Annotated in this window: 25 protein-coding genes; all 25 read left to right on the top strand. The window is 38.0% G+C overall.

Annotation, left to right across the window (positions count from 1 at the left end):
* The first annotated feature begins 21 nt into the window (after positions 1-21).
* The 25 genes from ACQKII_RS00210 to dxr all read left to right on the top strand — a co-directional run bounded on the left by ACQKII_RS00210 (position 22) and on the right by dxr (position 21,888).
* Positions 22-384 (top strand): response regulator, encoded by a 363-nt coding sequence (locus ACQKII_RS00210; RefSeq protein WP_427455191.1) that lies wholly within the window; start codon positions 22-24, stop codon positions 382-384.
* 10 nt (positions 385-394) lie between these two features.
* Entirely contained in the window at positions 395-1,066 is a 672-nt protein-coding gene (locus tag ACQKII_RS00205; protein WP_427455189.1) for a flagellar biosynthetic protein FliO, read from the top strand.
* Positions 1,063-1,728 carry a flagellar type III secretion system pore protein FliP gene (fliP, locus tag ACQKII_RS00200; RefSeq protein ID WP_143997671.1) on the top strand — a complete coding sequence of 222 codons (666 nt, stop codon included), beginning with the start codon at positions 1,063-1,065 and terminating at the stop codon, positions 1,726-1,728. The genes ACQKII_RS00205 and fliP overlap by 4 nt, the downstream gene beginning before the upstream one ends.
* A gap of 13 nt (positions 1,729-1,741) precedes the next feature.
* Positions 1,742-2,011 carry a flagellar biosynthesis protein FliQ gene (gene fliQ, locus ACQKII_RS00195; protein ID WP_427455187.1) on the top strand — a complete coding sequence of 90 codons (270 nt, stop codon included), beginning with the start codon at positions 1,742-1,744 and terminating at the stop codon, positions 2,009-2,011.
* A gap of 4 nt (positions 2,012-2,015) precedes the next feature.
* Complete coding sequence (gene fliR, locus ACQKII_RS00190) at positions 2,016-2,792, top strand: flagellar biosynthetic protein FliR (RefSeq protein ID WP_427455185.1); 777 nt, start codon at positions 2,016-2,018, stop codon at positions 2,790-2,792.
* A 1-nt stretch (position 2,793) separates the two neighbouring features.
* On the top strand, positions 2,794-3,882 hold the full coding sequence (gene flhB, locus ACQKII_RS00185) for a flagellar biosynthesis protein FlhB (protein WP_427455183.1): 1,089 nt from the start codon (positions 2,794-2,796) through the stop codon (positions 3,880-3,882).
* A 24-nt stretch (positions 3,883-3,906) separates the two neighbouring features.
* Positions 3,907-5,940, top strand: coding sequence for a flagellar biosynthesis protein FlhA (gene flhA, locus ACQKII_RS00180; RefSeq protein ID WP_427455181.1), 2,034 nt, complete (start codon positions 3,907-3,909; stop codon positions 5,938-5,940).
* Entirely contained in the window at positions 5,937-7,133 is a 1,197-nt protein-coding gene (gene flhF / locus ACQKII_RS00175; RefSeq protein ID WP_427455179.1) for a flagellar biosynthesis protein FlhF, read from the top strand. Before flhA ends, flhF begins: the two co-directional genes overlap by 4 nt.
* Positions 7,130-8,005, top strand: coding sequence for a MinD/ParA family protein (locus ACQKII_RS00170; protein WP_427455177.1), 876 nt, complete (start codon positions 7,130-7,132; stop codon positions 8,003-8,005). The genes flhF and ACQKII_RS00170 overlap by 4 nt, the downstream gene beginning before the upstream one ends.
* Entirely contained in the window at positions 8,006-9,160 is a 1,155-nt protein-coding gene (locus ACQKII_RS00165) for a protein-glutamate methylesterase/protein-glutamine glutaminase (RefSeq protein WP_427455175.1), read from the top strand.
* Positions 9,161-9,175: 15 nt separating this feature from the next.
* Complete coding sequence (locus ACQKII_RS00160) at positions 9,176-11,212, top strand: chemotaxis protein CheW (protein ID WP_427455173.1); 2,037 nt, start codon at positions 9,176-9,178, stop codon at positions 11,210-11,212.
* Positions 11,213-11,239: 27 nt separating this feature from the next.
* Positions 11,240-11,686, top strand: a complete 447-nt coding sequence (locus ACQKII_RS00155; protein ID WP_427455172.1) for a chemotaxis protein CheW — start codon at positions 11,240-11,242, stop codon at positions 11,684-11,686.
* A gap of 9 nt (positions 11,687-11,695) precedes the next feature.
* Positions 11,696-12,328, top strand: coding sequence for a chemotaxis protein CheC (locus ACQKII_RS00150; protein ID WP_143997680.1), 633 nt, complete (start codon positions 11,696-11,698; stop codon positions 12,326-12,328).
* Positions 12,329-12,331: 3 nt separating this feature from the next.
* Positions 12,332-12,832, top strand: coding sequence for a chemotaxis protein CheD (locus ACQKII_RS00145; RefSeq protein ID WP_427455170.1), 501 nt, complete (start codon positions 12,332-12,334; stop codon positions 12,830-12,832).
* A complete protein-coding gene (locus ACQKII_RS00140; RefSeq protein ID WP_427455168.1) occupies positions 12,832-13,203 on the top strand; it encodes a hypothetical protein in 372 nt (123 codons plus the stop codon). The genes ACQKII_RS00145 and ACQKII_RS00140 overlap by 1 nt, the downstream gene beginning before the upstream one ends.
* Positions 13,204-13,519: 316 nt before the next feature.
* On the top strand, positions 13,520-14,290 hold the full coding sequence (locus ACQKII_RS00135) for a FliA/WhiG family RNA polymerase sigma factor (RefSeq protein WP_427455166.1): 771 nt from the start codon (positions 13,520-13,522) through the stop codon (positions 14,288-14,290).
* Between the two features lie 38 nt (positions 14,291-14,328).
* Positions 14,329-14,637: an RNA polymerase subunit sigma gene (locus tag ACQKII_RS00130; RefSeq protein WP_427455164.1), complete on the top strand. Its 309-nt coding sequence runs from the start codon at positions 14,329-14,331 to the stop codon at positions 14,635-14,637.
* Between the two features lie 9 nt (positions 14,638-14,646).
* A complete protein-coding gene (locus ACQKII_RS00125; RefSeq protein WP_427455162.1) occupies positions 14,647-15,228 on the top strand; it encodes a hypothetical protein in 582 nt (193 codons plus the stop codon).
* 158 nt (positions 15,229-15,386) lie between these two features.
* Entirely contained in the window at positions 15,387-16,106 is a 720-nt protein-coding gene (rpsB, locus tag ACQKII_RS00120; protein WP_427455160.1) for a 30S ribosomal protein S2, read from the top strand.
* A 100-nt stretch (positions 16,107-16,206) separates the two neighbouring features.
* Complete coding sequence (tsf, locus tag ACQKII_RS00115; RefSeq protein WP_427455158.1) at positions 16,207-17,094, top strand: translation elongation factor Ts; 888 nt, start codon at positions 16,207-16,209, stop codon at positions 17,092-17,094.
* A 365-nt stretch (positions 17,095-17,459) separates the two neighbouring features.
* Positions 17,460-18,185, top strand: a complete 726-nt coding sequence (gene pyrH, locus ACQKII_RS00110) for a UMP kinase (RefSeq protein WP_427455156.1) — start codon at positions 17,460-17,462, stop codon at positions 18,183-18,185.
* The gene (frr, locus tag ACQKII_RS00105) at positions 18,185-18,742 is read left to right on the top strand and encodes a ribosome recycling factor (protein WP_143997689.1); all 558 of its coding nucleotides are present in this window, start codon (positions 18,185-18,187) and stop codon (positions 18,740-18,742) included. Before pyrH ends, frr begins: the two co-directional genes overlap by 1 nt.
* A gap of 302 nt (positions 18,743-19,044) precedes the next feature.
* Entirely contained in the window at positions 19,045-19,839 is a 795-nt protein-coding gene (locus ACQKII_RS00100; RefSeq protein WP_427455154.1) for an isoprenyl transferase, read from the top strand.
* Positions 19,836-20,636 carry a phosphatidate cytidylyltransferase gene (locus ACQKII_RS00095; RefSeq protein ID WP_427455152.1) on the top strand — a complete coding sequence of 267 codons (801 nt, stop codon included), beginning with the start codon at positions 19,836-19,838 and terminating at the stop codon, positions 20,634-20,636. Before ACQKII_RS00100 ends, ACQKII_RS00095 begins: the two co-directional genes overlap by 4 nt.
* A 106-nt stretch (positions 20,637-20,742) precedes the next feature.
* Complete coding sequence (dxr, locus tag ACQKII_RS00090; RefSeq protein WP_427455150.1) at positions 20,743-21,888, top strand: 1-deoxy-D-xylulose-5-phosphate reductoisomerase; 1,146 nt, start codon at positions 20,743-20,745, stop codon at positions 21,886-21,888.
* Positions 21,889-21,891 lie beyond the last annotated feature (3 nt).

Here is a 21,891-nt window from a genome sequence, read left to right as displayed (position 1 = left end):
TTTCAATTGGAGGAGTTAACCATGTCTAAAAGAATTTTGATTGTAGACGATGCTGCATTCATGCGCATGATGATCAAGGATATTTTATCGAAAAATGGCTTTGAAGTTGTAGGGGAAGCTGCTGATGGTATACAGGCTGTTGAAAAATACAACGAGTTAAAACCAGATTTAGTAACAATGGATATTACAATGCCTGAAATGGATGGTATTGCAGCTCTTAAAGCAATTAAGGGAACAGATCCAGGAGCTACTGTAATCATGTGTTCAGCAATGGGACAACAAGCAATGGTAATCGATGCAATTCAAGCGGGTGCGAAGGACTTTATCGTTAAGCCTTTCCAAGCAGACCGTGTAATTGAAGCGATTCAAAAAGCACTAGGATGATTGCATGCAAATGTTAAAATCATTTCGTAAAACGATGATTTTTGCATTTCTTGTACCCTTCCTGTTTTTGTACCCAATATCAGCTTCTGTTTATGCTAACGCCGATACGAATAGTATTGAGTACTGTATGAAGAAACCAGAAGCATGTAAGGATGACTCAGACCCAGCTGCTAAAGAAGATTCAGTTGTCTCAGCAGCTGGAGACGTGTCTACATGGGAATACATAAAAATGGTTTTGGCGCTTATATTTGTTGTAGCTTTATTTTATGGGTTGATGAAGTTCTTAAATAAAAGAAATTTAACCTTTCAACGGAATCAAATGGTACAAAATTTAGGCGGTTTATCGTTAGGTGCACAAAAATCTGTGCAACTTCTACAAGTTGGAAAATCACTATATTTAGTTGGTGTCGGTGAGGATGTACAACTGTTACGTGAAATTAAAGACCCTCAGGAAGTTGAAGCACTACTAGCACTCTATAACGAACGACAAGAATATGCAGCAACATCACCTTATATAACTGAATTGTTTTCTAAGTTTAAGAAAAAAAATACCCATAGTTCAACAACACAGCAAAATCAAGACTCGTTTGGTGAACTATTTGAAAAAAAGATATCTGAAATTAAACAGGAGCGTAGTGAAGAACTAGAGAAATGGAAACAAAAGGAGAATGATGATAAATGAATGATGTAATCGACATCCTTTCTGGTAGTGATCCGACCAATGTTTCCACCTCTGTTAAACTACTATTATTATTAACGGTATTATCACTTGCACCGAGTATTTTAATTTTGATGACTTCATTTGCAAGAATCGTGATTGTGTTGTCGTTTGTACGTACAGCACTAGCGACCCAGCAAATGCCTCCTAATCAGGTCATTGTCGGTCTTGCTTTATTTTTAACATTCTTCATCATGGCTCCAACGTTTCAAGAGGTTAATAAGGATGCATTACAGCCATTATTTGCCGAAGAAATAGGGCTAGAGGAAGCTTATGATCGTGCAAGTGTGCCTTTTAAGGAATTTATGAGTAAGCATACAAGGCAAAAAGATTTAGATTTATTTTTAAAGTATAATCAAGCCGAAAAACCAGCATCTGTGGAAGAAATTCCATTAACAATGCTTGTACCTGCCTTCGCCCTGAGCGAAATAAAAACAGCATTTCAAATTGGATTTATGATTTTCATTCCATTCCTGGTAATCGATATGATTGTTGCGAGTACGTTAATGTCGATGGGGATGATGATGTTACCACCGGTTATGATTTCATTGCCGTTTAAGATTTTATTATTTGTACTTGTCGATGGCTGGTACCTCGTAATGAAATCCTTACTACAAAGTTTTTAGGGGATGATACAGTATGACAAGTGAAATGGTCATTTCAATTGCAGAGCGTGCCATTATGATTATCCTTCTAACAAGCGGACCGCTATTATTAGTTGCTTTAATCTCTGGTTTAGCGGTAAGTATTTTTCAAGCAACAACTTCGATTCAAGAGCAAACATTAGCATTCGTTCCAAAAATTGTCGCTGTATTAATGGCAATTGTATTCTTTGGGCCATGGATGTTATCACAAGTTACGAGCTATGCGAGAGACATTTTTGAGAATTTAACGCGTTATATAGGGTGAGTACATGAATGAATTAATCCCTCAAATAACGATTTTCTTATTAGTGCTTGTACGTGTTACAGCTTTCTTTGTCACTGTACCTTTTTTTTCGTACAGAACAATTCCACAGCAAGTACGAATTACTCTCGCGTTCGTTTTAGCTTGGATGATGTATTATACAATCGACGTAGAGCCATTTCTTTTTAATGGTGATTACATACTTTTAGTGATGAAGGAAGCACTTATTGGACTATTACTTGGTCTAGTAGGCTACATCGTCATGTCGGCAATTCAAATCGCCGGAAGCTTTATCGATTTCCAAATGGGGTTTGCTATTGCTAATATTATTGATCCGCAGACAGGGGCACAGAGTCCATTAATTGGTCAATTTTTCAATACGTTAGCGTTATTATTACTAATAGCGATTGATGGACATCATATGATTCTAGATGGAATTTACTATAGTTATCAATTCTTACCGATGGACCAAGGATTCCCTAATTTTGCGAATGAAGATTATATCCAGTTTATCATGACAACATTTACTGCCGTCTTTGCCATTGCTTTTCAAATGGCTGCGCCTGTTATAGCAACATTATTTCTAGTCGATTTGGCGCTAGGAATAACTGCAAAAACCGTCCCACAATTGAACATTTTCGTTGTAGGTTTCCCTATAAAAATCGGTGTCAGCTTTTTAGTGCTATTCACAATGATGGCGGTTATGATACAAGTCATTCAAAAACTTATTACAATTATGATCTACGCTATGCGTGATTTAATGGCAATTTTAGGTGGTGGATAAAATGTTGCTACTACTGGAACTAGACTTACAGTTTTTTGCAGGTGAAAAAACAGAAAAGGCGACACCTAAAAAACGACAAGATGCACGTAAAAAAGGTCAAGTCGTCAAGAGTCAGGATATATCAAGTGCCATTGTTATGCTCATGGTATTTACCTTCCTCTTCTTTTTTGCAGGCTCACTAAGAGACGATCTTTTAGCTTTTTTCAGACAAACTTTCATTCATAACATACGTGTAGAAACACTAACAATTGACAGTGTTATGCGCTTATTTACAGAAACATTAACGGAAATGGCATATATTATCGTGCCAATAATGGCAATAGCATTTGTAGGTGCATTGGCAGGTAACTTTTTGCAATTTGGGTTCTTATTCACATTAGAACCAATGAAATTTGATTTAAAAAAGATGGACCCCATTAAAGGGCTAAAAAAAATATTTTCTGTTAAAGCAATTGTTGAACTTTTAAAATCGGTATTAAAAATCTCCTTTATTGGTGGGGTTACAACAATAATAATTTGGACAAATTTACCTGAAGTATTGGCTTTATCCTTTAAAAGCCCGTGGATGACCCTCATTACAGTTGGAAAACTTGTGGGTATTATGGGAATTGCAGCTTCGCTTGTCTTACTTTGTGTATCCTTATTGGACTGGATGTATCAAAAACATGATTATGAAAAAAATCTTAAAATGTCCAAACAGGACATTAAAGATGAATATAAAAATAGTGAGGGTGACCCACTTATCAAATCTAAAATCAAACAACGTCAGCGCGAGATGGCGATGCGTCGAATGATGTCAGAGGTTCCAAGTGCAGATGTGGTCATAACAAACCCAACTCACTATGCGATTGCTCTTAAATATGATGAGGAAAGTATGGATGCCCCACGAGTAGTCGCAAAGGGTACAGACTTTATTGCCCAAAAAATTAAACTGATTGCGAAAGAACATGATGTCATTATGGTTGAGAATAGACCATTAGCACGTGCGATGTATGATCAGGTGGAAATTGGCGACCAGGTACCAGATGAATTTTTCAAAGCAGTAGCAGAAGTACTCGCTTATGTTTATCGTATTAAGCGGAAAATTTAAAGCTTTTATGTAGGAGGGACACAAATGAAAGTTCGCGATATAGGGGTTTTAGGTGCGGTTATTCTAATCGTAGCGATGCTCATCATCCCTCTTCCTCCTTGGATGTTAAGTTTCTTAATCGTCATGAATATTACTTTAGGATTAATAATACTATTAACAGCAATGAGTATGAAGGAAGCGTTAGACTTCTCTATCTTCCCTTCAGTTATTTTACTGTCAACCTTGTTCCGACTGGGACTAAGTGTATCCACAACGCGAGCGATTTTAGCAACTGGGGATGCCGGTTCTGTTGTTGAAACCTTTGGGGATTTCGTAGTGGGCGGGAATGTTCTCGTGGGTCTTGTTGTATTCTTAATTCTTGTCCTAATTCAGTTTATTGTTATTACAAAAGGGGCAGAGCGTGTAGCAGAGGTAGCAGCACGTTTTACTTTAGATGCGATGCCTGGTAAACAAATGAGTATTGACGCAGACTTAAACGCAGGGGTTATTTCAGAGCGCGAGGCACGTGAACGTCGCGATAAAGTAGCTGGAGAAGCGGATTTCTATGGGGCGATGGATGGTGCCACGAAATTCGTAAAAGGAGATGCCATTGCCTCCATGGTCATGGTCATTATCAACTTATTATTTGGTATCATTATCGGAGTTGTGCAAATGGGTTTACCGTTTGCGGAAGCAGCAACGCATTTCTCCAAGCTCACAGTGGGAGATGGTATCGTTTCACAAATTCCAGCATTACTCATCTCTACAGCAACAGGGATTGTTGTAACACGTGCATCTTCTAAAGGTAGTCTCGGCGAAGATATCACGGGACAGCTATTTGCACAAGCAAAATTACTCTATGTTGCAGGTGGTACAATTGTATTACTAGGCTTATTTACGCCAATTCCTAACTGGGTAACGCTACCTATTGGTATTTCATTAATTGCAGGTGCATACATGATGGAACGTAAGAAGCCTGAGGATGAAGAAGAATTACTTGAAATTGAGGAAGAAGTGGCAACAGACGGCATGAAGAGCCCTGAAAATGTTGTGAATTTATTAAATGTGGACCCAATTGAATTTGAATTTGGTTATGGCTTAATTCCTCTAGTGGATGCTGCGCAAGGTGGAGATTTATTAGACCGTGTCATCATGATTCGCCGTCAGCTAGCATTAGAACTAGGGATTGTTATTCCAGTTGTTCGTATTCGTGATAATATTCAGTTACAGCCAAATGAATACCGCATAAAAATAAAAGGAAATGAAATGGCGAAAGGCGAACTGTTACTTGATCACTATTTAGCTATGAGCCCAGGAGACGATGATTCAATTGAAGGTATTGATACAGTTGAGCCGTCCTTTGGTCTACCTGCAAAATGGATTACAGAACAAGTAAAAGAGGATGCTGAAATGTTTGGCTATACAGTTGTGGATCCACCGAGTGTTGTGTCAACACATTTAACTGAAATGATTCGAGCAAATGCTCATGAATTATTAGGACGCCAAGAAACGAAGCAATTAATAGATCATTTACGCGAAACACATCCAATTTTAGTCGAAGAATTAACGCCTGCTCCGTTATCGACAGGAGAAATCCAAAAGGTACTGGGTAAGCTTCTTCGAGAAAATGTATCTGTGCGTAACTTGCCAATTATTTTCGAAACGCTAGCAGACTATGCAAAATTAACGAGTGATACCGATATATTAACTGAGTACGTACGTCAGTCATTGGCGCGCCAAATAACATCGCAATATGTCGGGGACAGCACGTCATTGAAAGTTATTACTGTTTCGGGTAAAGTAGAGAAAATGATTGCTGACAGTATTCAGCAAACGGATCATGGAAATTATTTAGCGATGGACCCACAAGATTCTCAAATTGTGTTAGAATCCATTGCAGCTGAGGTAGAACGTGTCTCATTTATGGAACAATCGGCTATTATTTTATGTTCACCAGCAGTTCGTTTGTATTTACGTCAGCTGACTGAACGTTATTTCCCGCAAATTCCAGTTCTATCTTATAATGAACTTGATGCTACGGTTGAAATTCAAAGTGTTGGGGTGGTGAATGTTCAGTGAAAATGAAAAAATATTATGCATCGTCCATACCAGAAGCAATGAAGCTTGTACGTGCTGATTTAGGCGAAGATGCTGTCATTTTGAATTCAAAAGTAGTGGTGACAAAGAAATTTTTTGGACTAGTAAAAAAGAAGAATTTTGAAGTTGTAGCAGGTATTGATACAATGGAGCCAAGCAGTGTGGCTCCAAAAACTGCTATCACACCTGTAGCACCATCTAGTAAAGAAAATGCAAGTTTACAAGAGATTACAAATGCTGTACAAACAAAGATTCACCTAACACAACCAAAGTATGAAACGACCTTGCACGAGGATACAGGCATTCCAGAAGAATTGAGGAAGGAAATTGCAGATTTAAAATCTTTAATGCAATCGATGCATAAGAAGACGACCCAAGCTCAATATCCCGATGAACTCTTACCCTTCATTGAATACTTAAGACAACAAGAGCTAAATGAGGAGCTCATCACAACGATTGGTGATGAGCTTTTTATGCATTTTAAAGAAGCATCCGAAATCAACTTCTCACAATGCAAGCTTATCACGAAAAATTTATTGCGTAAAAAACTTGAAACCCTTCCAATAGGTGGTTTATCGTATGAAAGAAAGTATATTAATGTCCTTGGTCCAACTGGTGTAGGAAAGACAACAACAATCGCTAAGATGGCAGCAAGGGCGGTTTTAGAAAAAAAGAAAAAAATAGGTTTTATTACTACTGATACATACAGAATTGCTGCGATTGAGCAGTTAAAAACGTATGCTGGTCTTCTACAGGCACCTGTTGAAATTGCCTATAATGCAACGGATTTTGAACATGCTATCCAACGATTGTCCTATTTGGATTTAGTATTTATCGATACAGCTGGTCGAAATTATAAAGAAGTAAAGTATGTGGATGATTTACAGCGTCTTATTAAGTTTGACGATCAAGCTGAATCCTTCTTAGTGCTTGCTATGACAGCAAAAGAAAAAGATATGACGAATATTATTGACCAGTTTAAGCAGTTACCAATTGAAAAAATGATTTTTACAAAGATTGATGAAACAAATTCTATTGGCACAATGATTAATTTAATGATTAAATATAATAAAGGACTTGCTTACTATACGAATGGTCAAGAAGTACCAGAAGATATTGAAGAAGCTGAATTAGAAGCAGTTCTTAATTTGTTTTTCCAAGGTGAAGAAAAATGAGAGACCAAGCAGAAACATTGCGCTTGAAAATGCTGAGACGGCAAGGAGAATTAGCTAGAGCTATCGCTGTTGTAAGCGGAAAAGGTGGAGTTGGTAAAAGTAACTTTTCCATGAATTTTGCAACTACATTAGCGAGTAAAGGGAGAAAAGTTGTAATCATAGATATGGATATTGGAATGGGCAATATCAATATACTAATTGGAAAAAATGTTTCCTATAGTTTAAAAGATTACTTAGATGGAAATAAAATACTAGATGAGGTAATATTTGAAGGTCCATACGGTTTACGGTATATTTCTGGGGGATCAGGTATGGCGAGTGTACTGGATTGGTCAGATGTAATGTTTGAACAATTGATTTATGCTTTTGAACAACTACAAAAAAGCTTCGACTATATTTTGTTTGATATGGGAGCAGGTGCAACAAATTGGTCACTCGATTTACTAACGTCGATAGATGAAATTATTGTTATTTCGACAGCCGAGCCAACCGCTATTACAGATGCCTACTCGATGATGAAATATATTCATGGACGAGATGTGGATAAGCAAATATATATTCTTTGTAATCGTGCTTTTTCTAAAGAAGAAGGAATTGAAACAAATGAACGTTTAAAGCTTACCATGAAACGGTTTTTAGACAAAGAGGTCACCGTGTTAGGTTCATTACCTGAGGATGCCGTTGTGCGTAAGGCTGTGCGCGAACAAGTGCCTTTTTCGATTGCTTACCCAGATGCACCTATTTCAAAGACACTTCAACTGATAGTGGCTCGTTTTGTAGAACACCGTGTGGAGGAAGTACATGGACATGAACAGTCTGGGAGTAAATTCTTATCTAAACTTAGAAGTATTTTTTCGAAAGGGCGTGATTAATTGGACTTTTTACATAAAAGCAAGTTATTAGTTGTAGATGATTCTGCTTTTATGCGAAAGCTAATTAGTGACTTTTTTGTTGGAAACTCGAAGGTTGAAGTAGTTGGAACAGCACGAAATGGCAAAGATGCGATTAAAAAAATTCAAACATTAAAGCCGACTGTCGTGACAATGGACATTGAAATGCCTGAAATGAATGGACTTGATGCTTTAAATGAAATTATGGCAATATGTCCAGTACCTGTGGTCATGCTTTCAAGTACAACTCAAAAAGGGGCTGAAAATGCATTAACGGCCATTGAATATGGAGCAGTTGATTTTGTCGCAAAGCCTAGCGGAACAATTTCTCTTGATTTACATAAAATCCAAACTGAACTTGTCCACAAGGTTGAACAAGCATCGTTGGTACCTATTTCCAAACTGAAAAAGCCTTCTGGTAGCAAAAAACAACAAGGACCAACGTTAACAGCGAGTACCATAAGAAAAGAAATAATAAGTGAACGAAAAGTGGCTACTTCAGTCAATGTTTCGTCAGTAGTACCTGAGGTAAAAAAGCCATATATGGAATGGAGTAGAGTTAGTAAGAAAATTGTGCTTATTGGTACATCTACAGGTGGACCACGTGCTCTACAGGAAGTGATTACGAAAATTCCTAAAAAGATACAGGCGCCAATTTTAATAGTCCAACATATGCCGGCTGGATTTACAAAATCACTTGCTTCCCGTCTTGATCAATTGAGTGAGATTACTGTAAAGGAAGCAGAGCAAGGCGATATTTTACAAAATGGAGTAGCGTATATCGCACCCGGTGGGTATCATTTGAAAATAAGAAAAGTAGGTACCTCCTTTGGTGTCGTCCTTGATAATAATGAACCACCACGATCTGGACATCGCCCATCAGTAGATGTGATGTTCGAAGACGTGAGCCAAATTAAAGATTTTGATAAGGTAGCAGTCATTATGACAGGTATGGGCCATGATGGTTCTAACGGATTAAAAGCATTAAAAAGTACCGGGAATGTGATTGCTATCTCAGAGTCAGCTGATACTTGCATAGTGTATGGTATGCCGAAAGCTGCGGTGGAAACGCAGCTTGTCGATGAAGTTGCTGATGTGGATGATATTGCACAAACAATTATGAAATATTTGCCTTAAAAGGGGTGTCCTCTTATGGAAGTCAATCAATATTTAGAGATGTTTATCGAAGAAAGTAAAGAGCATTTACAAGCTTGTAGTGAACATTTATTAGAATTAGAAAAAAACCCAGATGATTTGGCTATTGTTGGGGAAATTTTCCGTTCGGCTCATACATTAAAAGGTATGTCAGCGACAATGGGATTCGAAGATTTAGCAGATTTAACGCATAAAATGGAAAATGTATTAGATGCAATTCGAAATGAAAAAATTCATGTATCGCCAGAAATTTTAGATGTTGTATTTGAATCTGTAGACCATTTAGAGGAAATGGTCATGGATATTGCAAACGGTGGAGATGGAAAACGAGATGTTTCTTCAACCGTAGCACAATTAAAGCGTATTGAATCAGGAGAGGAAGCGGTACCCGAAATTGTTGCAACAACGATTGAGACGCCGTCTGAAGCATATGTGTTAGCATATGATGGTTTTGAACAAACGGTTATTACTCAATCTACTGAACAAGGATTTAATGCTTTTGAAATTTCGGTACGCCTTCGTGAAGACTGTCTATTAAAGGCGGCACGAGTATTTATGGTGTTTGAAATTTTAGAAAAAGATGGAGATGTCATTAAATCTTCTCCAACAGTAGAGAAGCTTGAAGACGAACAGTTTGATCAACAATTTTATGTGGCCTTCGTTACAAAAGAATCTGCTGAAGATATGCAGAAAAAGTTAATGAAAGTTTCTGAGGTGGAAGAAGTAAACGTCTCAACGATCAATCATGGGAAATTCAACGAAAAAGAGTATGAAGTACACAAAGAAGTAGCAGCGACAGCAACGCTAGAAGAGGTAGCAACTCCAGCACCAACACCTGTACCAGTAAAAACAGCTACTCCTGTTAAAGCGCATGCACCTGTTGGGAATAAAACAATTCGTGTTAATATCGAACGTCTAGATATATTAATGAACTTATTTGAGGAACTTGTCATTGATCGTGGACGTCTACAGTCAATTGCGACTGAAGTAAATCATACTGAGCTAAATGAAACGGTTGAGCGTATGAGCCGTGTAATGGGTGATTTACAGACGATTATTTTAACGATGCGTATGGTTCCTGTTGAAACAGTATTCAATCGTTTCCCAAAAATGATTCGTCAACTATCGCGTGACTTAAACAAAAAAATTAATCTTGAAATCATTGGTGCTGAAACTGAACTGGATCGTACTGTAATTGATGAAATCGGGGATCCACTTGTTCACTTGATTCGTAACTCTGTCGATCATGGCATTGAAAATCCAACAGCTCGCCGCGCTAAGGGTAAGCCAGAGGAGGGAACAGTTGAATTACGTGCTTATCATAGTGGTAACTACGTCTTCATCGAGATAGAGGATGATGGAGCAGGCATAAATCGTGATAAAGTACTAGCAAAAGCGATTTCAAAAGGTATTGTCACACAAGAACAATCGTTCTCAATGTCTGATAAACAAATCAATGAACTAATTCTAGCTTCAGGCTTCTCGACAGCAGATGTCATTTCTGACGTATCAGGTCGTGGTGTAGGTTTAGATGTTGTTAAAACGACCATTGAATCATTAGGCGGAAATATTTCGATTGAATCTACGCAAGATGTAGGCTCTATTTTCTCTATTCAATTACCTTTAACATTATCAATTATCTCAGTCATGCTAATAGAAATCGAAAAAGAGATTTATGCAATTCCGTTATCATCGATTATTGAAACATCTATTATCCGTTCATCAGATATTATGAATGCGCATAACCAAAAAGTAATCGATTTCCGTGGTAAAGTTGTACCACTTGTATTCTTAGAGGAAATCTTTGAGGTACCTCGTAAAGAGCTACAAGATGATGAGTTCCATTCAGTAGTCATAGTTCGTAAAGGTGAAAAACTTGCTGGTTTAGTTGTAGATTCATTCATTGGCCAACAAGAAATTGTACTGAAATCATTAGGAAATTACTTAACAAATATCTTTGCAATCTCGGGTGCCACAATTTTAGGAAATGGTAAAGTGGCCTTAATTGTGGACTGCAACGCACTTATTAAATAAGGTGAATGAATAAGAGAGGTGTTAACAATGACAAACGCAGTTGAACAAGAAAGTATTAAAGTGATCGTCTTCCAATTAGCAGATAAGGAATATGCCATTCCAGTATCACACGTTCAAGGAATAGAGAAGTTAATGCATATTACACGCGTGCCTAAAACGGCGAATTATGTGAAAGGTGTTATTAACCTTCGTGGTGTTGTAACACCAATTGTGGATTTACGTGAACGCTTTGAGTTACCAATCTCTGAACATGAAGAAACAACTCGTATTATCATTATTTCATTAGAGGATATGGAAGTAGGTTTCGTAGTAGATTCGGCAAACGATGTGATAGATATTCCAGCAAATTCAATTGAACCACAACCAGAAGTAGTTGGTTCACTTGAAGAGGAGTTTATTTCAGGTGTGGCAAAAATAGACAAGCGATTATTGATTTTATTGCATTTAGAGAAAGTATTAAATCCACTAAAGTAGGGATCGATTATGACATTTAATCAAAAAATTACATCACTACATTTAGATGTATTAAAGGAAATTGGAAATATTGGTGCTGCGCATGCTGCGACAGCACTTTCCAACTTACTTGGTAAAAAAATCGACATGCGTGTACCAAAAGTTGAGATGGTATCGTTTAATGACATGATGGAACTCGCTGGAGGGTCTGAAAACGTCGTTGTTGGGATTTTTTTACGCATCGAGGGTGATGCTGAAGGAAGTATGTTTTTCATCCTTCCTATCGAGCAGGCTAATCGCTTTATCCGACGGCTAATATATGATGAATCGTTCGACTTTAAAAAACCACCTGTTTCTGAATTAGGTTTATCGGCCATGCAGGAAATGGGTAATATTTTATCGGGTTCATATTTATCGGCATTGTCAGACTTTACAAATTTAAAAATTTATCCAACTGTGCCAGGGCTAAGTGTCGACATGTTTGGTGCAATCATCAGTATTGGCTTAATTGAATTATCGCATGTCAGTGATAATGTTATCGTAATAAATACATCCATTTTTGAAGACGGGGTAGAGGATCATGAAACTGTAAGAGGACATTTCTTCTTACTACCAGATCCAGATTCATTTGATGCTATTTTTAAAGCATTAGGAGTATCATAGATTATGATAAATGGTAGTGGACAAGTAATAAAAGTTGGAATTGCACAAATGGATGTAGCAAAATTACCAAATACGATAAGAACTTCAGGACTTGGTTCTTGTGTAGGTGTTATTTTATACGATGAGTCAAAAAAAATTGCTGGTTTAATACATGTGATGCTACCAGATTCTAGCTTGGGTAGATCAGAGACGATTAATGTGGCAAAATTTGCTGATACTGGAATTTTAGGCATGATTGACTTATTGAAGCTAGAGGGCGTTCAAAAATTCAAGTTAAAGGCTAAAATCGCGGGTGGTGCGCAGATGTTTCAATTCTCTTCGGACAAGGATTCAATGCGCATCGGTCCACGTAATGTAGAAGCTGTGAAGAGTGAATTGAAGCGTCAAGGAATTCCTCTAATTGCTGAAGATACTGGTGGTAATAGCGGTAGAACAATCGAATTTAATCCTGCGACTTCGACATTACATATCCGAACGGTTAACCAAGGAGTGAGCGAAATATAATGTTTGGTTCTATTTTTTATAACCTATGGGGAGCATTAATTGCCTTTTCTATTTATTTCTTTATGACATTACAAAAACCTTTTACGCCATTACGTATTATCATCGGCTCATTTGTAGTCGCACTAATTGTCTTTTTCGTTATGTACCTTGTAAGATTGTTAATCACATATATATTATTTACTCCGGATGCCAACCAAATGCATACAGAGAGTGAGCTTGAAGAAAATGTGTCTGATGAACAAAATGACGAGAATCAGATAAAACTGAACAAAAGCTCAACTGTTGAGTTTGAAGATGAAAGTACAGAAGATATAGCACAAGTGGTACGTACGATGATGAGTCGTGAAGATGAACAACAAGTAAATGCATAAAACCAGGCAACCTCGAACTGCATCCAATGTTAGTGTCCAACTAACAATTGTTTGCAGTTTTTCTTATGCCAAAAGAGGGAATAGGGAAGAATCATATAATAGTGTTAGAGAAACATATGAAATGATGGCGAATCTTGTTATAATATAGGAAAGAATGGCATCAGTTTTATCAATGTCTACTCATTCGCGTCATACGCTCGAGATGCTTTAGTTTCTCGTGCAAAAGTGGTAGAACATATACTTTTGCTTCGGGCTCGCAGTAGCTTTTCCGTGTGAACGGGCTCGAATGCGCTTTTTTTAAAGAGAGGTGGATTTCATGACACAACCAATTCTGAACGAAGAAAAAAAGCTGTGGAGTCGCTGGATCAATGATCGTGATCCGGATGCGGGTGATTTACTTATAAAAAAATATATATCTCTTGTTTCTTACCATGTACAGCGAATTGGTGCAGGTTTACCGAAGAGCGTATCGCGAGACGATTTAACAAGCTTAGGCATGTTAGGTCTTTTTGATGCTTTAAACAAATTCGATATTAATCGAGACTTGAAATTTGATACATATGCTTCTTTTAGAGTAAGAGGGGCGATTATAGATGGCTTACGTAAGGAAGATTGGTTGCCGCGTTCTGCACGAGAAAAGGCTAAAAAATTGGATGCTCAGATTGAACAGTTAGAACAAAAGTATATGCGTCATGTAACACCTGAAGAGCTCGCCAATCATATGGAATTACCAGTAGACGAAGTATACCAAACTGTACAAGAGCATTTCTTTTCGAATGTATTATCTATTAATGAGCAACAAGATCAGGAAGAAACAGAGGGAAAGGCGTTTATCATCCGTGATGATACGACGAAGACCCCGGAGCAGGTTGTTATAAATTCAGAATTACTGGGCGACTTAACCACCAATATACAAAAGTTAAATGACAAAGAACAGCTTGTACTTAGTTTATTTTATACTGAGGAACTAACATTGACAGAGATTGGTGAAATGTTGGAATTGTCAACATCACGTATTTCACAGATTCACTCGAAGGCATTATTAAAGCTACGAAAGTTGCTGTCGAATGAAATGTTAAATGTGTAATAAGCGAATAAGTACAGAACTTTGAAGGAGGGAGTCTCATGAGTTTAAAAGGTGTCGAATTACAAATAGCTATTCCGAAAACATTTGAAGCGGGTAAAATGGCAGATCAGGCACAACAACAAACTTTGGCTCAGCAAGCACATGCAAATGAGGCGCTAAAAAAAGAATTAGAGCGTAAGCAGAAAGTTGTGAATACTTCAGAGGGTATGGTTGAGATTAGTGAAGAGGAAGAAGGGGGAGGAGAGTACATAAAAGGTACTCGTAAAAAGAAAAAGAATAGTAACGAAAAACCAGAAAAACAGGCCCAACACCCGTTTAAAGGGAATTTCGTGGACTTTAGTGGATAGGAGTTTACTATGACAACCATACTAATAGCTGTTTTGTTTGTTTTACAGCTACTTTCATTTTACTTCATTGTTATACTGAATACGAAACTAGCAAAATTCAAGGATTTAGAAAATAAACAGGAACGCTTAATGCGAGAAATGGATGATACGATTAGTCTCTATTTAGCAGATATGCAGGATGAAAATAATCGCTTGATTCAAGAGTTGCAGGCCGTACCTAAACCTGAAATTAATACACATGTGGTCCAACAGGCTGAGGAAATTGTTCAGCAAAAAGAACAAGATCACAAGCATTCTCAAACGAAGGTAGAAGAAACTATATTGGCACCTACTAGTTCTGAAAGCGAACCGCGTATTTTAGTCTCTAAAAGTATAGTAGCCAATGCTTATTCACGTCAACAGCAGGCTGGCGTGACAGCACAAACTACTTCTCAAACAAAGGATGTCACGCTAAAAGAAGAGCTGAAGCCAATAACTGTGGAACAACAAGTCGTGCAACTAGCGAAGCAAGGAAAAACTGCGGAGGAAATTGCCAAACAGTTACAAAAAGGTAAGACAGAAATTGAACTTTTATTGAAATTTCATAGTTAAAATAGTTGCGGATATGCATGTCCTATGGTATATTAGCAAATGGTGTTATCATTACACACGCATTTTGATGTAGTAAGTGGTGCTCTGATAGTCAGGGTAGCTTGTTGCAGATGATAAATGCGGAGGAAAAAAACCAAACATTCTAGGAGGAAATTCACATGTCAGTAATTTCTATGAAACAATTACTTGAAGCTGGTGTACACTTCGGTCACCAAACTCGTCGTTGGAACCCAAAAATGAAGAAATTTATCTTCGTTGAACGTAACGGGATCTACATCATCGACTTACAAAAAACTGTTAAAAAATTAGAGGAAGCTTACGACTTCATGCGTCAAGTTGGTCAAGACGGTGGTAAAGTTCTTTTCGTTGGTACGAAAAAACAAGCACAAGATGCGATCAAAGACGAAGCTGAACGTTCAGGCAACTACTACATCAACCAACGTTGGTTGGGTGGTACTCTTACTAACTTCGGTACTATTCAAAAACGTGTTGCACGTATGAAAGCTATCGAAAAAATGGAAGAAGAAGGTACTTTCGAAGTTCTTCCTAAAAAAGAAGTAATCCAACTTAAAAAAGAACACGAACGTCTAGTTAAATTCTTAGGCGGTATCCGTGATATGCACAATCTTCCAGACGTTATGTTCGTGGTTGACCCACGTAAAGAACGTATCGCTGTTGCTGAAGCTCGCAAATTAAACATCCCTCTAGTAGGTATTGTTGATACAAACTGTGATCCAGATGAAATCGACTACGTAATCCCTGCAAATGACGATGCTATCCGCGCTGTTAAACTTTTAACTGCTAAAATGGCTGACGCGTTAATTGAGTCAAAACAAGGTGAAGAAGAAGCTCCAGTTGTAGAAGCTGCTGCTGAGTAATTCACGTTTACAAAAAGGTGATAAGTGGCTCAGACCCCCTTATCACCTTTTTTAGAACCTAATCACTATAATCTCTACCAATTCGAGGAGGAAACACTAAATGGCAAACATTACTGCACAATTAGTAAAAGAATTACGTGAAAAAACTGGCGCTGGTATGATGGACTGTAAAAAAGCGTTAGTACAAACTGAAGGTGACTTAGAAGCTGCAATCGACTTCTTACGTGAAAAAGGTCTTTCATCAGCTGCTAAAAAATCTGATCGTATCGCTGCTGAAGGTACAACTTACATTTTAGCTCAAGGTAACGAAGCGATCTTAATTGAAGTAAACGCTGAAACTGACTTCGTAGCTAAAAACGATAAATTCGTAGTATTAGTTGAACAACTTGCTGCACAATTATTAGCTGCTAAACCAGAATCTGTTGAAGCTGCTCTTGAGCTTGAAAACGCTGAAGGCGTAAAAATCGCTGACCAAATCTCAACTGCTGTTGCAACAATCGGTGAAAAAATTAACCTACGTCGTTTTGAAATTAAAACAAAAACTGATGCAGATGCATTCGGTTCTTACCTACACATGGGTGGACGTATTGGTGTATTAGTAACTTTAGAAGGTTCTACTGATGAAGCTGCTGCAAAAGATGTAGCTATGCACATCGCTGCTATTAACCCAACATATGTTTCTCGTGAAGAAGTTTCTGCTGAAGAAGTTGAACATGAGCGTAAAGTGTTAACTGAACAAGCTCTTAACGAAGGTAAACCAGAAAACATCGTAGCAAAAATGGTTGAAGGTCGTCTTGGTAAATACTTCGAAGACGTTTGCTTACTTGACCAATCATTCGTTAAAAACTCTGACCAAAAAGTACGTGATTTCGTTGCTTCAACTGGTGGTAATGTAACAGGTTTCGTACGTTACGCTGTAGGTGAAGGTATCGAGAAACGTGAAGATAACTTTGCTGAAGAAGTAATGAACCAAGTTAAAGGTAACTAATTTTGTGAAACTAGTTCATTAATGGACTGGCTTACATTTGATCCTAACCAAATAATATCTAGAACTTTCTAGACAAAAATGGGGAACACAACATAACGTGTTCCCTATTTTTCCGAAATGAGCGAAAAAGATATAATTGGCTCATCACCAATAGTAGGGAATGACATTTGTTATAACGTATGCCCAAACGGCTCATCGGGCGCCCCCAGGAAAGCGCCCAGTCGGAACGGAAATCAACCCCACGATATGGTGATGAGCTATATAATTTTCTATTCTCCTTATTCACAACTAGCAATTATTGTTAGATATACTATAATGGAAAAGGAATAGAAATGTTTTAAATAAATGTCTGACGGAGGTTTACAATGAGTGTGCCACAATATAAACGAGTAGTCATTAAATTAAGTGGTGAAGCGTTAGCGGGTGAAGCTGGCTTCGGTTTATCACCAAAAATTATCAAGTCTGTTGCAGAAGAAGTAAAAGAAGTAGTAGATCTTGATGTAGAAGTTGCTGTTGTTGTAGGTGGCGGTAACATATGGCGTGGAAAAATCGGTAGCGAAATGGGAATGGATCGTGCGGCAGCTGACTATATGGGCATGTTAGCAACGGTTATGAACTCATTAGCTTTACAAGATGCTCTTGAAAAATTAGGCATTGAAACACGTGTGCAATCTTCTATCGTGATGACACAAGTAGCAGAGCCATATATTCGTCGTAAAGCAGTTCGTCATTTAGAGAAAAAGCGAGTAGTTATTTTCGCTGCAGGTACGGGTAACCCGTTCTTCTCTACAGATACAACTGCAGCTTTACGAGCAGCAGAAATTGACGCAGATGCGATTTTAATGGCGAAAAATAATGTAGATGGTGTCTATTCGGCAGATCCAAAGGTAGACGCTACTGCCGTTAAATATGATACACTCACATACTTAGAAGTTATTCAACAAGGTTTACAAGTAATGGACTCAACAGCTTCTACTTTATGTATGGATAACGATATTCCGTTAATTGTCTTCTCAATTACGGAGACCGGTAACATTAAGCGTGCCGTGCAAGGCGAGAAAATTGGAACAGTTGTTAGGAGGAATGCATAATGGCTAAACAAGTTTTAGAACAAGCTAAAGAAAAAATGAACAAAACAATCGCTGCTTTTTCACGTGAATTGGCTTCAATTCGTGCAGGTCGTGCAAACGCATCACTACTAGATCGGATTACTGTAGAATACTATGGAGCGCCAACACCGATTAATCAACTTGCAGGTGTAGCTGTGCCAGAAGCACGTCTATTAGTCATTACACCTTACGATAAAACAGTTTTAGGTGAGATTGAAAAAGCGATTATGAAATCTGATATTGGGATTACACCAACAAATGATGGAACAGTTATTCGTTTAATGATTCCTGCTTTAACGGAAGAACGCCGTAAAGACCTTGTAAAGCAAGTGAAAAAAGAAGCAGAGGATGCAAAAATTGCTGTCCGTAACGTACGTCGGGACGCTAATGACGATTTGAAAAAACTTGAAAAAGCTGGCGAAATCACAGAAGATGATCTACGTGGCTACGGTGAGGATATTCAAAAATTAACGGATGATTACATCGTAAAAGTAGATCAGGTAACGAAAGAAAAAGAAAAAGAAATTCTAGACGTGTAAGCAGACGCTTTACACTCTTTGATGGAACTTTTTGATGAGATGAAGGCGTCCTATACATAACAGGACGTCTTTTCTCTTTTTAACTTAATTCAGTAGAAGTCTCCCATCATTTTGATAAGAACTGATTTTTATTCCTTGTCAGCGGGTATACAGATATGTACCGAATTATGTTTAAGCTGTATTTGTTCTAAAATAAGCTAGTTCATACATAGTCAATTTAGAGGGAAAAAAAAGACAAAAAGCACTTTTTTTTGTTATGATAGGTGAGTATACGTCCGATTAGTTGTAGTGGGGGAGTTAGCATGTTTAAGAAGCTATTAGGTAAACAAGTAAATATTAATACACTATCATTGGAGGAACGAGTAGCCCTTTCTAAAAGCGAGCCAATTCCTGCCCATGTAGCGATTATTATGGACGGAAATGGACGTTGGGCAAAGAAACGTGCAATGCCACGTGTTGCTGGGCACCATGAAGGTATGAAGACAGTACGAAAAGTAACGAGATTTGCGTCAGATCTTGGTATTCAAGTATTAACGGTCTATGCGTTTTCTACAGAGAATTGGAAACGACCAAAACCAGAGGTCGATTTTCTCATGCGTCTACCTGTAGAATTTTTAGGATCTTTTTTACCGGAGATGATGGAACGCAATGTACGAGTTGAGATGATTGGTGACCCTTCTTTATTGCCGGCTCATACGCAAAAAGCACTGTATGAGGCAATGGAAGAGACAAAGCATAACACGGGACTAATTTTAAACTTTGCCTTGAATTATGGGAGTCGTTCAGAAATGGTCAGCGCTATGAAAACGATGCTTCAAAAGGTGCAGGACGGCCAATTAACGATGCAAGACATTAATGAGGAATGTATGACGTCTCATTTAATGACAGCCCATTTACCAGAGCCAGACTTATTAATTCGTACAAGTGGTGAAGTACGATTAAGTAACTTTATGTTATGGCAACTCGCCTATACGGAACTTTGGTTTACAGATACATTGTGGCCAGATTTTAGTGCGGAAAACTTACTCGAAGCGGTGGAAAACTATCAGAAACGTAATCGCCGTTACGGAGGGTTGAAGGGAGAAGAAACAACTTGAAACAAAGAATCATCACAGCAATAATTGCAGCTGCACTATTCATTCCATTTGTCATTTATGGAGAGGTGCCATTTACACTACTAGTGCTTGCAATGGCTGTTGTCGGCTTTTATGAAATACTAAAGATGAAGGGTATTTCAATTTTTTCAGTACCTGGGTTTATAGGACTACTAACACTTATTATGCTGGTTATACCAAAGGACTGGGCAAGCGAGGTAGAACAAGCAATTGGTTATTCATCCGTTTTAATGGTTGTATATGGACTAATGATGTTACTGCTTATTTATGTGGTACTAGTGAAAAATAAAATTACATTTGATGAAATTGGCTTTATTTTGCTAGGTGCATTTTATGTTGGTCTTGGCTTCCATTATTTAATTGAGACACGTAATAATGGTCTGGAGTTTGTCGTATACTGTCTGCTTGTTGTTTGGACGACAGACTCAGGCGCATATTTTGTAGGAAGAAAATTGGGGAAAAATAAGCTTTGGCCAGAAATATCACCGAAAAAAACAGTGGAGGGCTTTGTCGGTGGGATTGTCGTTGCGGTCATTTTCGCAGTTGGATTTCAAGTGATTTATCCATTTATGAATAGTTATGTTTTATTAATCTTTATCACAATTTTGGCTTCCATTATTGGGCAAATGGGTGATTTAGTAGAGTCAGCTATCAAACGTCATTTCGACGTAAAAGATTCAGGCAATATTCTACCTGGGCATGGCGGGATTCTAGACCGCTTCGATAGTCTGTTATTCGTCGTGCCTTTGCTCCATTTTTTACATCTTTTCGGTAACTAGGAAATTGTGAACGTTATTCTAAAGAATTCACCTCCTCTAAAAGTGGTAGGCGAAAACCGATTGTAGTATCTTCATTTGCTTAGGTATAAAAAGGGGACATTTTGTCGTGAAAAAAATTAGTTTATTGGGTGCAACTGGCTCTATCGGTTGGCAAACCTATGATATTTTAAAAGAACAACGTGATGCATTTCATCTCGTGGCGTTTTCTTCAGGGAGAAATATGGAAAAAACGCGTGAGATGATTGAGACATTGCAGCCTGAGCTTGTATCAGTTCAGCTTGAGGAGGATGCACTTACGCTCACAAAGGCTTATCCGAATGTGCATTTTACATTTGGCGCAAAAGGACTTGTAGAGGTTGCTACACATCCTGATTCAACCATTCTAGTCAATGCAGTGCTTGGTAGTGTTGGATTAGAATCGACACTTGCCGCAATTCGGATGGGTAAAACGATTGCCATCGCTAACAAGGAAACGCTTGTAACAGCAGGGCACTTGGTGATGGCAGAGGCCAAGAAATACAACGCACCAATTTTACCAGTCGATAGTGAGCATTCAGCCATTTTCCAATCAATGAATGGCGAGAATCGAAAAAATATTGAGCGCTTAATTATTACAGCGTCTGGTGGTAGTTTCCGTGACAAAACACGTGATGAATTAAAACATGTAACAGTAGCTGATGCACTAAATCACCCGAATTGGTCAATGGGTGCTAAAATTACGATAGATTCGGCAACAATGATGAATAAAGGGCTAGAAGTCATAGAAGCGCATGTCTTATTTGATATGCCATATGATAAAATTGATGTACTTTTGCATAGAGAAAGTATTATTCACTCCCTAGTTGAGTATCATGATACTAGTGTCATTGCACAGCTGGGTACACCGGACATGCGTGTACCTATTCAATATGCACTAAGCTACCCAGATCGTATGCCGTTGCATAATGGTCAACGACTTAATTTAGCGCAAATCGGTCAGTTACATTTTAAAGACATGGACTTTGACCGTTATCCAGCATTGCGACTTGCATATGAGGCCGGTCGTACAGGTGGTACAATTTTAACAGCGATGAATGCAGCGAATGAAGCGGCTGTTGCGGCATTTTTACAAGGGAAAATAACATTCCTTGAAATTGATGAAACCATTGAGCGTGTCATGCAAGCACATCACAATATTTTAGTGCCAGATTTACAAACAATTTTACATGTGGACAGTGAGACAAGAAAAATAGTATTAGACATGGTAAAATAACGA

Source organism: Lysinibacillus sp. NPDC048646 (assembly GCF_050272295.1).
Taxonomy (GTDB): Bacteria; Bacillota; Bacilli; order Bacillales_A; family Planococcaceae; genus Lysinibacillus.
The sequence above is the reverse complement of the archived record's forward strand: the minus strand, read 5'-3'. Positions and strand labels throughout refer to the sequence as shown.

Bases quoted from the DNA above. Each gene is read 5' to 3' on its own strand.
- ACQKII_RS00210 (WP_427455191.1), top strand. From the start codon at position 22: ATGTCTAAAAGAATTTTGATTGTAGACGATGCTGCATTCATGCGCATG.
- ACQKII_RS00205 (WP_427455189.1), top strand. From the start codon at position 395: ATGTTAAAATCATTTCGTAAAACGATGATTTTTGCATTTCTTGTACCC.
- fliP (WP_143997671.1), top strand. From the start codon at position 1,063: ATGAATGATGTAATCGACATCCTTTCTGGTAGTGATCCGACCAATGTT.
- fliQ (WP_427455187.1), top strand. From the start codon at position 1,742: ATGACAAGTGAAATGGTCATTTCAATTGCAGAGCGTGCCATTATGATT.
- fliR (WP_427455185.1), top strand. From the start codon at position 2,016: ATGAATGAATTAATCCCTCAAATAACGATTTTCTTATTAGTGCTTGTA.
- flhB (WP_427455183.1), top strand. From the start codon at position 2,794: ATGTTGCTACTACTGGAACTAGACTTACAGTTTTTTGCAGGTGAAAAA.
- flhA (WP_427455181.1), top strand. From the start codon at position 3,907: ATGAAAGTTCGCGATATAGGGGTTTTAGGTGCGGTTATTCTAATCGTA.
- ACQKII_RS00170 (WP_427455177.1), top strand. From the start codon at position 7,130: ATGAGAGACCAAGCAGAAACATTGCGCTTGAAAATGCTGAGACGGCAA.
- ACQKII_RS00160 (WP_427455173.1), top strand. From the start codon at position 9,176: ATGGAAGTCAATCAATATTTAGAGATGTTTATCGAAGAAAGTAAAGAG.
- ACQKII_RS00155 (WP_427455172.1), top strand. From the start codon at position 11,240: ATGACAAACGCAGTTGAACAAGAAAGTATTAAAGTGATCGTCTTCCAA.
- ACQKII_RS00150 (WP_143997680.1), top strand. From the start codon at position 11,696: ATGACATTTAATCAAAAAATTACATCACTACATTTAGATGTATTAAAG.
- ACQKII_RS00145 (WP_427455170.1), top strand. From the start codon at position 12,332: ATGATAAATGGTAGTGGACAAGTAATAAAAGTTGGAATTGCACAAATG.
- ACQKII_RS00140 (WP_427455168.1), top strand. From the start codon at position 12,832: ATGTTTGGTTCTATTTTTTATAACCTATGGGGAGCATTAATTGCCTTT.
- ACQKII_RS00135 (WP_427455166.1), top strand. From the start codon at position 13,520: ATGACACAACCAATTCTGAACGAAGAAAAAAAGCTGTGGAGTCGCTGG.
- ACQKII_RS00130 (WP_427455164.1), top strand. From the start codon at position 14,329: ATGAGTTTAAAAGGTGTCGAATTACAAATAGCTATTCCGAAAACATTT.
- ACQKII_RS00125 (WP_427455162.1), top strand. From the start codon at position 14,647: ATGACAACCATACTAATAGCTGTTTTGTTTGTTTTACAGCTACTTTCA.
- rpsB (WP_427455160.1), top strand. From the start codon at position 15,387: ATGTCAGTAATTTCTATGAAACAATTACTTGAAGCTGGTGTACACTTC.
- tsf (WP_427455158.1), top strand. From the start codon at position 16,207: ATGGCAAACATTACTGCACAATTAGTAAAAGAATTACGTGAAAAAACT.
- pyrH (WP_427455156.1), top strand. From the start codon at position 17,460: ATGAGTGTGCCACAATATAAACGAGTAGTCATTAAATTAAGTGGTGAA.
- frr (WP_143997689.1), top strand. From the start codon at position 18,185: ATGGCTAAACAAGTTTTAGAACAAGCTAAAGAAAAAATGAACAAAACA.
- ACQKII_RS00100 (WP_427455154.1), top strand. From the start codon at position 19,045: ATGTTTAAGAAGCTATTAGGTAAACAAGTAAATATTAATACACTATCA.